Source organism: Crossiella sp. CA-258035 (genome assembly GCF_030064675.1).
Taxonomy (GTDB): domain Bacteria; phylum Actinomycetota; class Actinomycetes; order Mycobacteriales; family Pseudonocardiaceae; genus Crossiella.
This window is the reverse complement of record NZ_CP116413.1, coordinates 1,768,903-1,783,244: the sequence shown is the minus strand read 5'-3', so window position 1 is coordinate 1,783,244 and position 14,342 is coordinate 1,768,903. Positions and strand designations below refer to the sequence as shown.

Annotated in this window: 11 protein-coding genes; 5 read left to right on the top strand and 6 right to left on the bottom strand. The window is 72.0% G+C overall.

The window, feature by feature from the left end:
* Positions 1-100 precede the first annotated feature (100 nt).
* Genes N8J89_RS08750 through N8J89_RS08735 form a run of 4 tightly spaced genes read left to right on the top strand, consistent with a single transcriptional unit; the run spans position 101 to position 7,590 of the window.
* Positions 101-1,633, top strand: a complete 1,533-nt coding sequence (locus N8J89_RS08750) for a DUF2397 domain-containing protein (protein WP_283663841.1) — start codon at positions 101-103, stop codon at positions 1,631-1,633.
* Positions 1,630-2,865 (top strand): TIGR02678 family protein, encoded by a 1,236-nt coding sequence (locus N8J89_RS08745; protein WP_283663840.1) that lies wholly within the window; start codon positions 1,630-1,632, stop codon positions 2,863-2,865. Before N8J89_RS08750 ends, N8J89_RS08745 begins: the two co-directional genes overlap by 4 nt.
* The gene (locus N8J89_RS08740; RefSeq protein ID WP_283663839.1) at positions 2,862-6,959 is read left to right on the top strand and encodes a TIGR02680 family protein; all 4,098 of its coding nucleotides are present in this window, start codon (positions 2,862-2,864) and stop codon (positions 6,957-6,959) included. Before N8J89_RS08745 ends, N8J89_RS08740 begins: the two co-directional genes overlap by 4 nt.
* Positions 6,960-6,993: 34 nt before the next feature.
* Complete coding sequence (locus N8J89_RS08735) at positions 6,994-7,590, top strand: Uma2 family endonuclease (protein WP_252481925.1); 597 nt, start codon at positions 6,994-6,996, stop codon at positions 7,588-7,590.
* Here the strand turns inward: N8J89_RS08735 and N8J89_RS08730 are convergent.
* Positions 7,587-8,171, bottom strand: a complete 585-nt coding sequence (locus N8J89_RS08730) for a TIGR03086 family metal-binding protein (RefSeq protein WP_283663838.1) — start codon at positions 8,169-8,171, stop codon at positions 7,587-7,589. The two genes, N8J89_RS08735 and N8J89_RS08730, sit on opposite strands and share 4 nt — an antisense overlap.
* Positions 8,172-8,329: 158 nt before the next feature.
* On the opposite strand from N8J89_RS08730, the gene N8J89_RS08725 reads away from it, so the two are divergent.
* Complete coding sequence (locus N8J89_RS08725; RefSeq protein ID WP_283663837.1) at positions 8,330-9,742, top strand: M14 family zinc carboxypeptidase; 1,413 nt, start codon at positions 8,330-8,332, stop codon at positions 9,740-9,742.
* A 69-nt stretch (positions 9,743-9,811) separates the two neighbouring features.
* Here the strand turns inward: N8J89_RS08725 and N8J89_RS08720 are convergent, their stop codons facing one another.
* The 5 genes from N8J89_RS08720 to N8J89_RS08700 form a co-directional block, all read right to left on the bottom strand.
* Entirely contained in the window at positions 9,812-10,855 is a 1,044-nt protein-coding gene (locus tag N8J89_RS08720; RefSeq protein ID WP_283663836.1) for a saccharopine dehydrogenase family protein, read from the bottom strand.
* A gap of 215 nt (positions 10,856-11,070) precedes the next feature.
* Positions 11,071-11,850: an ESX secretion-associated protein EspG gene (locus tag N8J89_RS08715; RefSeq protein ID WP_283663835.1), complete on the bottom strand. Its 780-nt coding sequence runs from the start codon at positions 11,848-11,850 to the stop codon at positions 11,071-11,073.
* A gap of 2 nt (positions 11,851-11,852) precedes the next feature.
* Positions 11,853-13,151: a hypothetical protein gene (locus N8J89_RS08710; RefSeq protein WP_283663834.1), complete on the bottom strand. Its 1,299-nt coding sequence runs from the start codon at positions 13,149-13,151 to the stop codon at positions 11,853-11,855.
* Positions 13,151-13,765, bottom strand: coding sequence for a DUF3558 domain-containing protein (locus tag N8J89_RS08705; protein ID WP_283663833.1), 615 nt, complete (start codon positions 13,763-13,765; stop codon positions 13,151-13,153). The genes N8J89_RS08710 and N8J89_RS08705 overlap by 1 nt, the downstream gene beginning before the upstream one ends.
* Before the next feature lie 2 nt (positions 13,766-13,767).
* The gene (locus tag N8J89_RS08700) at positions 13,768-14,187 is read right to left on the bottom strand and encodes a hypothetical protein (RefSeq protein ID WP_283663832.1); all 420 of its coding nucleotides are present in this window, start codon (positions 14,185-14,187) and stop codon (positions 13,768-13,770) included.
* Positions 14,188-14,342: the final 155 nt, after the last annotated feature.

The following is a 14,342-nucleotide window of genomic DNA, read 5'->3' as shown; positions in this document are numbered from 1 at the left end:
TGCCCCCCCTTGCCTCACGTGAAGTCTGACGGGTGACGTTAGCGCCCCCGGCGACCCAGGATTCTGCCCGGCCAGCCCCCAGCCTCTAATGTGGCCGTCCGTGACTCAAAGCGACCCAGCGGGCGGTGAGGGCCGGCTCCGGCTCTACTCCTACCTCAACGCTGAGCACACCAGGACCTACGTGGCGATCATGCGGCTGTTCACCGCGACGCTGCTGCCCGACCTGTCCCCGAACGAGGTCGCCGCCGCGTTGAAGCCGCTGGAGCGCGAGGGCCGCCTGGACATCGGCGAGTCCGACCCGGACACCGTGGCCGACCGGCTGAAACGGCTCAAGGACTGGGGAAACCTGGTGCAGGGGCGGCGGGAGACCATCGCGGCCAGCATCGCCGAGTTCGTCCGCGGCGCGTTCCGGTACCAGATCAACAAGCTCGCGGTGCGGGTGCAGCGGGACGTGGACGAGCTGCTCCGGGTGCCCGAGGGCGCGCGCGAGGTCTCCCGCGAGCTGCTGCCCGCGATCGAGCGCGGCCTGGCCAAGCTGGGCGGCACGTTGTCCCAGGCCATGGTCGCCGAGCGGCAGGCGCCGGGCTCGGCCAGCGCGAAGCGGGCCAAGGAGGAGCTGGCCGAGCAGGTCACCACGCTGTTCCTGCAGCACGCCGAGCTCGCGGTCACCGTGCGTGACTTCTACGCCTACCTCGGCCAGGTGGTCACCCGGTTCCACCTCGACCCGGAGGAGATCTCCGGCTTCCGCAACCTGCTGGTCGAGTACATCCAGATGGTCGTGGAGGACGTGCTGCGGCACACCCCGGCCATCGCCGAGTCGCTGGCCGGGCTGGCCAACGCCCGCGGCGAGCTGCTGCGCATCCTCGGCCCGACCGAACGCCTCGGCATCGCGGTGGAACGCGGGCGCGGCCGCTCGGAGACCGACTGGCGGGAGCTGACCGACTGGTTCGCCGACCGCCCCGGCCGTCCGAGCCAGGTCACCGCGCTGCGCGAGGCGACCGCCCGCGCCATCGGCTCGCTGCTGGCCAGCGTCAAGCGCGCCACCGCCGGCGGCGGGCTGCTGCCCAGCCGCCGGGCCGAGCTGCTGCAACTGGCCGGCTGGCTGGACGCGGCCGGTCCGCACCGCTCGCACGAGCTCTACGCGGCCGCCTTCGGCCTCTACTCCGCCCGGCACCTGCTGCCCGCGCCCGAACACGACGGCGACGACGAGCACACGCCCTGGCGGGACGGCCCGGTGGTGGAGGTGACGGTCAGCGTGCGCAGCCGGGGCGACCGCGGCGCCCGCGGCCGCGCCTCGCGCATCCAGGACGACCCGATGCTCCAGGAGACCCTGCTCGCCCAGGCCAGGGAGGCCGACCGGCAGCGGGCCGCCGCGGTGGCCGAGCTCTCCGCCGCCGCGCCCGCGCTGGCCACCAGCAACCTCTCCCCGGAGGCCCTCGAGGTGCTCTGCGAGCTGCTGACCATGGCCATGGCCCAGCGCGAGCGGGACACCGACACCGGCTCGGCCGCCGACCCGGTGCACGGGCTGCGGCTGACCATCGACCACGTTCCCGACCAGGTGACGCGGATCGCCACCTCGGGTGGGGTGCTGACCCTGCACCACGCGGCCGTCTCGCTGGGGGCGCGGCAGTGAGCCGCAAGCCGAGCGGGATCGGCATCCTGGACGAGCTCTCCGACATCGACGCGGCCAACGTCACCCGCTGCGCCCGCACCCTGCTGCGCCGCCCGCTGCTGCGCGCCGACGGCCCGGACGGCGACCTGCTGCCGCTGGTGTTCCGGCACCGCAACGCCCTGCACGACCTGTTCGCCTCGCTGCTGGGCTACCGCCTGGTCGTGCAGCGCCGCTACGCCCGGCTGTACAAGGCGGGCCCCGGCGCCGACCCCACCAGGGGCGAGCCCGGCCTGTCCCCGCGCGGCTACGCCTACGTCGCGCTGACCATGGCCGCGCTCACCGGCGTCGGCCGCCAGGTGCTGCTGTCCCGGCTGGTCACCGAGGTGCGCGCGGCCGCGGTGGAAGCGGGCATCGAGGTGGTCGACGACCTCGGCGACCGGCGCGCGCTGACCGCCGCGCTGCGCCACCTGCTCAGCCTCGGCGTGATCACCGAGACCGAGGGCTCGGTGTCCACCTGGTCCGGCGACGCCATCAGCGAAGCGCTGATCACCGTGGACACCGACGTGCTCGGCCACCTGCTGGCCGGACCGGTCGGCGACGTGGACACCCCGGAGGAGCTGGTGGCCAAGGCCGCCGAGGCCGGACCGGCCGGGATGGAGCAGACCACCGAGCACGCGGTGCGCCGCAAGCTGGTGGAGAACCCGGTGGTGCTGCACGCCGACCTGCCGCCGGAGCAGGCATCCTGGCTGAAGAAGAACCAGCGCCGCGAGTCGCTGCTGCTGGACCGCTGCTTCGGGCTGGTCACCGAGGCGCGGCTGGAGGGGATCGCGGTCACCGATCCCGAGGAGTACCTCACCGACCTGGCCTTCCCCTCCTCCGGCACGGTCGCCAGGGTCGCGCTGCTGTCCCTGCCGGAGCTGCTGGCCGAGCACGAGCCGCGCGCCGACGGCAGGCACCCGGTGTCCCGGCAGCGGTTGCAGCAGATCTGCGCCGAGCTGGTCGAGTCCTACCCGGCCGCCTGGTCCAAGCAGGCCACCGAGGACATCGACGGACTGGTCGACGAGGTGCTCGAACTGCTGGTCAACACCGGCCTGGCGCGCTGGGAGGAGCCGGACTGGCTGCTCTCCCCGGTCGCGCACCGGTGGGTGCCCGAACCCGATGACACCCCTGGCAGCAACACTGCCCAGGAAAAGGAAGAAGCACCGCCGCCGCCGGCGAGCTGGTCGCTCTTTGATGAGGAGGGACCCGCGTGAACCGCTGGCGGCTCAACCGGGGCGGCATCGTCAACATCTGGCAGTACGCCGAGCAGGAGTTCGACTTCTCCGGCGGCCGGGTGATCTTCCAGGGCACCAACGGCTCCGGCAAGTCCCGCACCCTGGAGCTGCTGCTGCCGCTGTGCCTGGACGGCGAGCTGCGGCAGATGGGTTCCAAGGGCTTCGACACGGTCAGCATCCGGCGACTGATGCTCGATGACTACCAGGGCGGCCCGAACCGGATCGGCTACGCCTGGATCGAGCTGGTGCGCACCGACGACGCCGGCCAGGACGAGTACCTGACCTGCGGCATCGGCGTGAAGGCGTCCAAGACCTCGCAGCAGGTCAGCGACTCCTGGCGGTTCATCACCCCGTGCCGGGTGGGCAAGGACGTCCTGCTGGTCGGCGCGGACCGGGTGCCGGTCGGACCGGGCCAGCTGCGCGAGCTGCTCGGCGCGGACGCGGTCCTGGAGGAAGCGGGCTTCCGGGCCCGGATCGCGGAAAGCGTCTACGGCGTGCCCGCCGACCGCTACGGCGACCTGCTGCACCTGCAACGCACCCTGCGCAACCCCGACGTCGGCCTCAAGGTCCTCGAAGGCCAGCTGGAGCAGATCCTCAGCGACGCGCTGCCGCCGCTGGAAGCCGGGCTGATCGAGCGGCTGGCCACCTCCTTCGACGACCTGGAGTCGATCAGGGAGAACATCGTCCGGCTGACCACCGCCGACGGCGCGCTGCGCACCTTCCTCACCGCCTACTCCGGCTACGCCCTGGCCGCGCTGCGCACCGCGGCCGAAGGCGTCAAGGCCGCGCACGACACCCTCCAGCGCCTGCTCGCCGAGCTGAGCAGGCTGGAACGCCGCAAGGCCACCGCGCAGCAGGAGCGCACCGCCGCCGACGCCCAGGTCGCCGCGCTCGAAGAGGCCGAGAGCGAACTGGCCATGCGGATCGAGGCGCTCAAGGCGCTGCCCGCCTACCAGGGCATGCGCGACCTGGCCGACCGGGAGAAGCTGGTCGCCAACACCCGCAAGGCCGCCGAGACCGCGCTGGAGGTGGCCAGCAGGCAGCGCGCCCAGGAGGACCGCGGCGTCGACTCGGTGCTCTCCGTGCTGGACCGCCTCGGCCGGGACACCGCCGCCGCGCAGGACCTGGCCGACCGGGCCGGTCAGCTGCTGCACACCGCCGGCCTGGACCGCGGCCTGTGCCCGGTGGTGCCGACCGTGCCGCCAGCCGAGGTCACCGAGACCACCGAGCCGGTCCGGGCCAAGCCGGAGGCCGAGGCCGCGCCGCTGTCGGTCACCCGCCGCGCCGTGCCCGAGCTCGACCCCGACGAGCTGCTGGCAGCGCTGGCCACCGCGGCCAACCAGGCCGCCGAGGCCGCCACCGAGGTGCGCCAGCGCGGCGCGCTCACCCTGATGCTGCACCAGCGGGCGGTGGAGTCCGACCGGGCGCTGCGCAAGGTCGAGGAGCTCCAGCGCAACGCCAAGGACGCCCAGATCGGGGCCACCGACGCCGCGGGCCGTCGCAACCAGACCGCGCAGGATCTGCGCGAACACGCCAGGCACTGGGCCAACCAGGTCCGCGAGTGGGCCGAGGCCGCGCCCGAGGGCGGCGCCGAGGTGGACCGGCCCGAGCCGCCGCAGCCGGAGAGCCTGGTGATCGACCGGGCCGGGGCGCGCGCGGTGCGCGAGGAGTTCCGCCAGTGGGGCACCCCGCACCTGCACTCCGCCACCCAGCGGGTGGTCGCCGCCGACCAGGCCTGCGCCACCGTCCGTGAGGCCATCCGGGAACGCGAGACCGAGCTCGCCGCCCTGCGCCGCGGCCAGGAACGCGCCCCGGAACTGCCCGCCGGTGACCGGCCGGCCGACCTGGGCGAGTCCTTCTACCGCCTGGTCGACTTCGCCGACCGCCTGCCCGAGGCCGAACGCGCGGGGCTGGAAGCCGCGATGCAGGCCAGCGGCCTGCTCACCGCCTGGGTCCGCGCCGACGGCACCCTGGCTCGCGCCGGCTCCGCCGAGGTGGTGGCCGGCGCCGCCGCGACCGCCCCCGGCCGCACCCTCGCCGATGCGCTGACCACCGCCGCCGAACCCGACAGCCCCGTCCCGGCCGACCTGGTCGGCTCGCTGCTGGCCGCGGTCGCGCTGGCCGGTCCCGGCGAGGACCTGCCGGACACCGCGCTGGCCCTGTCCACCGACGGCCGCTGGCGCGCGGGCGTGCTCTCTGGCTCCTCGGTCAAGGAGGCCGCCGAGCACATCGGCGCCGGGGCCCGAGAGGCCGCCCGGCAGCGGCGCATCCTCGGCCTGGAGGACGAGCTGGAGCAGCGGCGCGGCGAGCTGGCCACCGCCCAGCAGCGCCTGGAGACCCTGCGCAGGCAGGCCACCGGCTGGGAGAAGCACCTGGCCGCCTTCCCGCACGACGACGAGCTGATCGCCGCGCACGCCCGGCTGGCCGGGGCCAAGGAGAGCGCCGAGGAGGCCGAGCACCGCGCGCTGACCCTGCGCGAGGAGCACTCACACGCCGAGGACCACTGGCGGGCCGTGCAGTCCGAGCTGACCCACGCCGCCACCGAGGCCGGGCTCTCCGCCGACACCGCCGCGCTGGAACAGGCGCACCGGGCCGCCGAGCAGGTCCGCGGCACCGTGGACGGCCTCAAGGAGGCCCTCACCGAACGCTGCGCCGGCTCGATCCGCCAGCTGGCCGACGCCCTGCACAACCACCGGGTCGCCCTGGGCGACCGGGAGCAGGCCGAGGCGCAGGCGGAGTCCCGCTGCGCCGAGTACGCCGAGCAGGCGGCCGCGCTGGCCGAGCTGACCTCGGCCATCGGCGGCGAGGCCAAGCAGGTCGCCGAGTCACTGGCCGCGCTGGAGGCCGAGCACAAGCGGGCCAAGGCCGACCTGCCCGGCGCGCGCGAGCGGGTGGCCGAGGTCCGCGAGGAGGCCACCAAGATCGCCACCCTGCTGGAGACCAAGCAGCAGCAGCGCACTGGCCGCCAGCAGGAGGTCAGCACCGCCGAGGCGGCCTTCCGGGACACCCTGGCCGCCCCCGGCGTGTGGAGCGCCGCCCTGCCCGAGGCCGAACCGCCGGACACCGACAACCTGCTGGCCACCGCCGAACGCCTCGGCGCGGCCGAGGACCGCCGCCCGGCCAGCGAGGGCACCGTGATCGGCCGCCTCCAGGCACTCCAGTCGGCCCTGGCGGGCTCGCACAACATCACCGCCGAGACCACCGCCGGCATCCTCACCGTCACGGTCACCTCCGAGGACGGCCCGCGGCCGGTCGCCGACGCGGCAGCCCTGGTCGCCACCCGCCTCGCCGACCAGCGCGGCTACCTCGGCGAGCGCTACCAGGAGATCTTCTCCGACTACCTGATGCGCGACCTGGCCGAACGCCTGCGCAGCCAGATCGCGGTGGCCGAGGACCTGTGCCGCCGGATGAACGAGGTGCTCGACCGGGCCCGCTCCAGCCAGGGCGTGCACGTCCAGCTGGAATGGCGTCCTTCGGCCGCCCTGGACGAGGCCACCAGGGACGCCCTGGAGCTGGTCCGCACCCCCTTCGCCCAGCGCAGCCAGGACCAGGACGCCACCCTGCGCCGCGCCTTCACCGAACGCATCGAGGCCGAACGCGACGCCCACTCCGCCGGCTACGCCGAGATCCTGGGCCGCGCCCTGGACTACCGCTCCTGGTACTCCTTCACCGTCCGGGTGCGCGACACCGGCCCGGACAGCAAGCCCAGGGTCCGCCGCCTCCGCCAGCTCTCCTCCGGCGAGACCCGCCTGGTCTCCTACGTGACCCTCTTCGCCGCCGCGGCCAGCTTCTACGACGCGGTCAGCGCCAACGAGGAAGGCTGGCACCCGCTCCGCCTGGTCCTGCTGGACGAGGCATTCGAACGCCTCGACGACCCCACCATCGCCCGCATGCTGGGCCTGCTGGTCGACCTGGACATGGACTGGATCATCACCTGGCCCAGCGGCTGGGGGGTGTCCGGGAAGATCCCGCGCATGCACATCTACGACGTGCTCCGGCCCAAGAACGGCGGCGGCGTCGCCTGCACGCACACCACCTGGGACGGCGCGGGGTTGGACCGGGAGGACGCCTGATCACGACTAGAATGCGATAATGCAGGTGAGTCGAGTGTTGGAGGTGGAGGCGATGTCAGCTGCCATCGAGCACCCCATCGGCCCCTACACGGTTGAGGACTGGCTGGCGTTGGACCCTTCGGTGGACGGGTCCCGCCTCGAACTGATCTTGGGATACCTGCACGTGACTCCAGCTCCGACCGGCGAACACCAGTGGGCCGCCTCCATCCTCGTTCAGCTGCTACGCGAGACGCTGGTTTCGGCTGACCGGACTGACCTGTATGTGGTGCCCGCTGTGAACGTTCGGATCAGCACCCCGTGGCGGACCGCGCTGATCCCCGATGTGGTCGTGCTCGATGTCAAACCGCGTGGCGTGAGCTTCGCTCCGGACAACCTCCAGCTGGCGGTGGAAATCTGGTCGCCGGGCAACGATCGCGCGGAGCGGGAGACCAAGCTCTCCGCTTACGCCGGTGCCGGGGTCCCCTTCGTCTGGACCTTGGAGCAGGACAAGCTGGGCGCGATGACGGTCACCGCCTATCGGCTCGACAAGGGCAAGTACGTGGAAGAGTCGCAGGTCAAGCCGGGTTCCTGGGCCACGATCACCGCAGCGCCGGTCCCGGTGCGCCTGGACCCTGCGCAGCTCACCGTCTAGCTGTCCCAGTTCCGGCGGCGGCCCAGGATCGCCAGCAGCCGGGTCTGGTCGTCGGCGTCCGCCGGCACCTCAACCGGCTCGCCGAAGTACTGCCCGTCAGCGAACTCATCCGCCTTCGGCAGCACCCTGGCCAGCGCGAACTCCACCAGCTGCGCCGGCAGCCGGTCATCGGACCCGATCGCCTTGGCCAGGTCCCAGCTGTGCACCACCGCGTCCAGGGTCATCTCCGCGCAGTAGTCGGTCACCGGGCTCGGCCCGTAGGACAGCGCGACCGTGCCCGCCAGCGCGCCCGGCTGGTTGAACGCCACCCTGGCCTGCTCGGCCGCCTTGGCCCACACCCCGGCCGGGTCATCGCCGAGCACGTCGCCGTCGAACTCCGCGCCGACCTCCTCCGGGCTCCGCCGCTGCGTGACCAGGGCGGGCACCCACAGCTGCTCGCCGGTGAGATGACCGACCAGGTCGCGCACCGACCACTCCGCGCACGGGGTCGGGGCGTCCCAGGCCGGACCGCGGACCGCGTGCACCAGCCCGCCGAAGAGGTCCAGCGCTTCCGCGTGGCGGGACAGCAGTGCCGTCGTCATGGAGTCCCCCTTCCCGGGCGGTAACCTCTTAAAACTGAATCTCGTCGTCCATTCGTAGGGTTATGGCGATAAGTGCGCGCGTCCTAGCGTCCAAACTCAACTGCCGCATCCACCCTGCTGCGCGCAGTGCATCTCGGCGAAAATGCGAGAGGACGGACATGTCCGTATCACGGCGGATCCCCATCGCGGGCGTGGTGGCCGCGCTGGCGACCAGTGCCCTGTTGTTGTTCCAGCAGACCGGGGCCCCTGCGCCCGAACCAGCCGCCAAGGCCGACAGCGCCCAGGCCGAGCAGAAGCAGGCGATGTTCGTCTACCGCGTCGTGGACGCGGTCAAGGACTCCGAGCGCCTCATCCAGGTCGGCTCGGACGTGCTGGAGCAGCGTGACGGCGACGACCTGTTCGTGCTGGGCAACGCCGAGGAGGCGAGCCGCCTGGCCAAGGCCGGGTTCAGCACCAAGGTCGAGTCGGTCATGGCGCCGGCGCCGTGGGCCGCGCCCAAGACGCACAACAACAGCGAGCCGCTGGGCGTCAACGACATCAACGAGACCTACTACGGCGGCTACCGCACCGTCCGGGCGCACCACTCGCACCTGGACAAGGTGCTCGCCGACTACCCCGCGCTGTCCACCGGCGTGACCTACGGGCAGTCCTGGCGCAAGAGCACCGGCAAGCCCAACGGCTACGACCTGCGCGCCATCTGCCTGACCAAGAAGCAGGCCGGGGACTGCGCGCTGAACACCAGCGCGCCGAAGCCGCGCTTCTTCCTGATGGCCCAGATCCACGCCCGCGAGATCACCACCGGTGACATGGCCTGGCGGTGGATCGACCACCTGACCCAGGGCTACGGCAAGGACGCCGAGGTCACCAAGCTGATGGACACCACCGAGATGTGGGTCGTCCCGATCACCAACCCGGACGGCGTGGACATCGTCCAGCAGGGCGGCAGCTCGCCGCGCCTGCAGCGCAAGAACGCCAACAACACCAACGGTTCCTGCGGCACCGGCGGCCAGATCGGCATCGACCTCAACCGCAACGCCAACTCCCACTACGGCCAGGCGGGCACCTCGACCAACCCGTGTGCCGAGACCTACCGCGGCCCGCGCGCGGACTCCGAGATCGAGCTGAACTCGCTGCAGTCGCTGTTCACCAAGCTCTACCCGGACAAGCGCGGCGACGGTGACACCACTCCCGCGGCCAAGGACACCAAGGGTCTGATGATCACCTTCCACAGCTACACCAACGGGATCATCTTCCCCTGGGCGCACCGGGCCAACACCTACACCGGCAACGACGCCAGCCTGCGCCGGATGGCCAAGGACATGGCCGGCATCACCGGCTACACCTACGGCACCGCGCCGCAGGTCGTCGGCTACGCCGCCTCCGGTGGCACCGAGGACTGGCTCTACGACAAGCTCGGCGTGCCCGGTTTCACCTTCGAGATCGGCCCGGCCAGCGGCACCTGCGGTGGCTTCCTGCCGCCGTACTCCTGCCAGACCAGCACCTTCTGGCCGAAGATCAAGCCGGCCCTGATGTACGCCGCCAAGCAGGCCGCGGCGCCGTACGCCAGCTGACCCGCTCCACGGGAAACCGGGGCGCCCCGCATCTCCACGCGGGGCGCCCCGGCCCATGTCCGGAGCAGGTCAGCGCACCTGGGCCTCGTGCACCCGCACGCCGGTCAGCGAGCGCACGAAGCTGGCGCCGAAGGCCGAGGACGGCGTGTGCGTCCCGCTGGCCACCTCGCCGGTGCGGATCCGCTGCACCGCGCGCACCACCGCGTCCGCGGTCAGCTCGTAGCCCTCCGGCGCGGTCAGGGTCCGGCTCACCGTGCGCCCCTGCGCGTCCCGCACCTGGCCCCACACCTCGGAGCTGGCCGCGGCCCGCTCCGACTCGTTCGGCCCGGCGACCCGGTTGGCCAGCGCGGTCAGTCCCTTGCGCACCAACGAGTTGCGGAACACCGGCAGCACGTACCGCTGCGCCTTGAACAGCGGGGCGGGCACGCCGAGTGCGGCGTAGACCACGATGTTGGGGATGCCGGTGGAGCGGTAGGCGGTGCTCACATCGCCCCACGGGATGGAGATGACCTCGCGGCGCTTGCCCGGGAAGTCCACCGAGCGCACCCGCCACCCCGGCGGCACCGGCCGGATCTCCCCGTTGATCCGCGCCCGGCCGCCAAGACCGAGTGACTCCACCGTGGTGCGCAGCGTGCCGGCGCTGGCGCTGGCCATCCCGGCGAAGGCGAGTTCCAGGTGGGTGGCGCCGGGCAGGTCCGCGGCCAGCATCGCGGCCAGGCAGTCGGTGGGCACCACGTCGAACCCGGCGCCCGGCAGCAGCACCACCCCGGCCCGCTCGGCCTCGGCGGAACGCTGCGCGATCTGCTCGAACACCGCGATCTCACCGGTGATGTCCAGGTAGTTGACCTTGGCGTCCAGGCAGGCCCGCACCATCGGCGCGGCGGTGGCCGAGAACGGCCCCGCGCAGTGCGCCACGGTGTCCACCCCGTCCAGGTGCCCGGCCAGCCGCTCGTCCAGCCCGAACACCCGGTACGGCAGCCCCAGCCGCTCGGCCAGCGGGACCACCTTCTCGGCGGCCCGGCCCGCGAGCACCGGTGTCTCGCCGCGGCGCACCGCCAGCTCCGCGATCAGCTGCCCGGTGTAGCCGTTGGCCCCGTACACCATCCACGTCATGCCCAGCAGCATGCCCAATTCGAACGGGAGTTACCAGGGGGTAGCCATGCCGCTGCCCGAAAGACCTGCCGCGGCCCGGACGGGTGAGGGGACGCCCGTCCGGGCCGCGTGCAGGGTTTCGCCAGTTGGTCCGTGTGCCCCGTGGTGCCAGTGGGACATACGGACCGGAGCCTCATGACGCCTCAACGGATGTGACCTGCGGAACATCCCACCGCTCAGTTCGGCGTGCTGGCCACCAGCTCGGTGAACCGCTCCACCAGCTGTGCTCGCCCGCCGGGCGCGACCACGCCCCAGCCGACCCCGTCACCGCGACTGGGCAGGTAGGTGACGTACCGCCCGCCGGCCACGTCGAAGTAGTCCACCGGCGAGGGCGTGACCTGCCGCCGCCCGTGCCGGTCCCGCCCGGCGGCCCGGAACTGCCCGGCGCCCAGCCGGGGCTCGGCGAACAGCCGTCGCACCCTGGCCAGCTCCGCGCTCCGCCCGGCGGCGGACCCCGCGGTCTCCAGGTAGCCGTCGCCGGACTGGCCGCGGCCACTGCTGTTGAGGTCCTCCAGCGGCACCGAGTAGGTCGGTATCCGCAGCGGCTGGGCCTCCGGCAGCACCCCGGCCACCGCCGATGCCAGCTCCCTGGCGTCGATCGGCTGCAGGTGCAACTGTTCCCCGGTGAGCACCGCCAGCAGCGCGTCCCGGCCGCTGGCCACCGCCAGCACGGACTGGGTCGGCGCGTCCGGCTCCGGCGTGAACCAGCCGTAGAGCTCCCGGTGCGCCCGCACGATGAGGTGCATGGCCGCCTTCAGGTCCGGGTGCACCTGCCGCCCGTCGAACAGCCCAGCCCGCATCAACTCCTCGATCGCGGGCCGCCCCAGCTCCAGCCGCTCGGCCATGGTCGCCCCGGGTGAGGGCGTGAGCAGCGCGTTGTGTTTGTCCCCGATCTCCTCTGCTTCCCAGACCAGGTCGTAGGCGAGCGCGGACAACGTGACAGCGGAACGCAGCATCACTACTCGCCGATCACCGGCGGAGCCACGGACCGGTTGTCCCCGAAGATGTCCTCGGTCTCCATCAGGAACGAGGCCCGCTCATGCTCCTCGTCCTCCTCCTTGCGCCCGGCCCCCGCGCCGCCCATGGGCATGCCACCCATCCCCGGCGCCCCAGCCCGCCCGGCGCCACCGGCCCCAGCGGGCCCGAACCCGCCACCAGCCCGGCCAACCCCGGCACTCCCCCCGACCCCAGGCCCACCAGCGGTCCCGCCACCAGCGCCACCGAACCCACCACCGAAGGCACCCCCGGCGAACCCACCACCGGCCCCACCCCCGAAGCCACCGCCACCACCGCCAGTCCCACCGCCGGTGCCGCCACCCCCTGGCATCACCGGAACGTCATTGGACGCGTACCCCGCGGTCCCGGTCTGATCCCGGGGCGGCTCGATCGGCCCCGGCACCACCCCGATCGGCACCTCACCGGTCCCCCCACCACCAGTCCCGCCACCACCACCAGCGCCACCACCGGCGCCGCCGCCAGTCCCGCCACCGCCAGTCCCGCCGCCGTAGCCACCCCCGCCGCCACCGCCGCCGAACTGCCCGAAACCGCCGCCCTGCCCACCTTGGAAGCCCCCGCCCCCGCCCCCAGGACCACCGGGCCCGCCAGGACCGCCAGGTCCCCCCGGGCCGCCGGGACCGCCCGGCTTGACCACGGAGACATCACCGCCGACCTCCGGCGGCGTCATCCAGGTCGGCAACGACTGCACGTTGCCGTCGGTGCGCACGCCATACCCGGCATAAACCCGCTGATTGTCCCCGGTCGCGGCCTTGAACTTCTCAATTTCCGCGTCGAGGTTGGTGGAGAACGGGTAAATCTTGTTCGCCAGGTTGTTCTGCGGCGGATCCGTCGGCACCGGCTTCAACTGGTTCTTGCACCCGAACCAGTCATTGCCCTGCTGACCAACGGCCTTGGCAGTCGCCCCAGCCATCGCTTTCGCGTGATCGGCGAACGCGGCCAGCGGACTGAACTGCTGCCGCGCCGCATCCGCCGCCTTGCCCTCCCACACCCCGTGCGAGTCCCGGATGACCTTCTCCACCAGCCCCCGAACCTCGTCGTACTGCTTGCCGACCTTGTCCCAGGTCTGCTGAATGGGTGAGATCCCCGGCCCAGGCCCCTTGCCTTCCTGGAACCACTTGTAGATCTGATCCCCGCGAATACCTTCCGGCCGCGGCGTGTCAATGGACCACATACTGGCCCCGGCCGCGCCCCCGGCACCGACCAAAGCCCCAATCCCGATGACCAGCAATGGAATTGGCATCAGTTTCCCCCCTTCAACGTGGCGACCACCATCTCGCCGATCGCCAGAGTCCGCTGGCACGGATTGGCATAGTCCGCCGCCGACACCGACAGCCGGGTGTCAACGGAAACCATCGTCTTCTGCGCCGTGCCGATCTCCAGTGCGCACAACCCCATGTTCCGGGCGTCCGAGTCGAGCGCGATCACCCCCGGGTAGCCCCCCACCCGCACCGGCTCCCACACCTTGAAGGTCGACTTGCGCGCGTAGAACTGCGCGATGCCGCCGATCTGGTTGTTCACCGTGATCGCGAGGTTGTTCTTCGCCGCGGTGTCCGTGGCCTTCCAGTTGCAGGATGGACCGAGCGCGCTCTCCCGCACTTCACCGGGCAAGCCCCCGGCAACCTGCTTGGCCTGCTCGGTGGTGAGCATGCCGCACGGGTTGGTGGCGAACCGGTTGGTGTCCAGGTCCGGAGACGGCACCGCGGGCGCGTCACTCGGCGCGGAACTCGCCGGGGGGCTGCCGCCACTCGTCGCCGGAAGCGTGGTGCTCGGGGCAGGCGGGCCGTCACAGCCGGCGAGCAACACCCCGGCGACCGCGCCGAGCACAATCAGCGCACGAGTTCCTCGACCGGTCACAATCAGCCCCCTGGCTTCAGCTTGTTCTGGTTGACGCCTTCGGTCCCGGCATACTGGTCACGGGCCGACTTCAGCTTCTGGATCATCGTATCCAGGGCGGCGTGATACGCCCGGTTGGCTTTGGTGTGCGTGCCATCCCGGTCGGAGATGGTGCGCTCGATGATCTGCTTGATCGCGTTCTGGCTGTACTGCTCTTCGCTGGGCGCGTTCGCCATCCGGTTGGTCTCCCGCGCCATCAGATCGATGGCGTTGACCTTGTCCCTGGCCTCCGTCAGCCCCTTGATCAGGTTGTCCAGCTGCGCCACATCGACCGTGAACTTCGTGCCCCCGCCGAAGTCGATCGTCGCCTTCGCATCGCGAGGCCCCATGGCAAATCCCCCCGTCCCCTGGCAAATCTCCCCAACGGACAGTAACGCGATCACAGCGACGTCACGACCGCTTCCCCACTGATCCACACGTATTCGCGATCACATCACCCGAATGGCGGCTATCAGTTCCGGAGACAGCACGAGACGAATCCACAATAGAGGCTCCGACCAGCGAAAATCTCCGTTTCCTTGTCAGCAGGGCAGGTGCT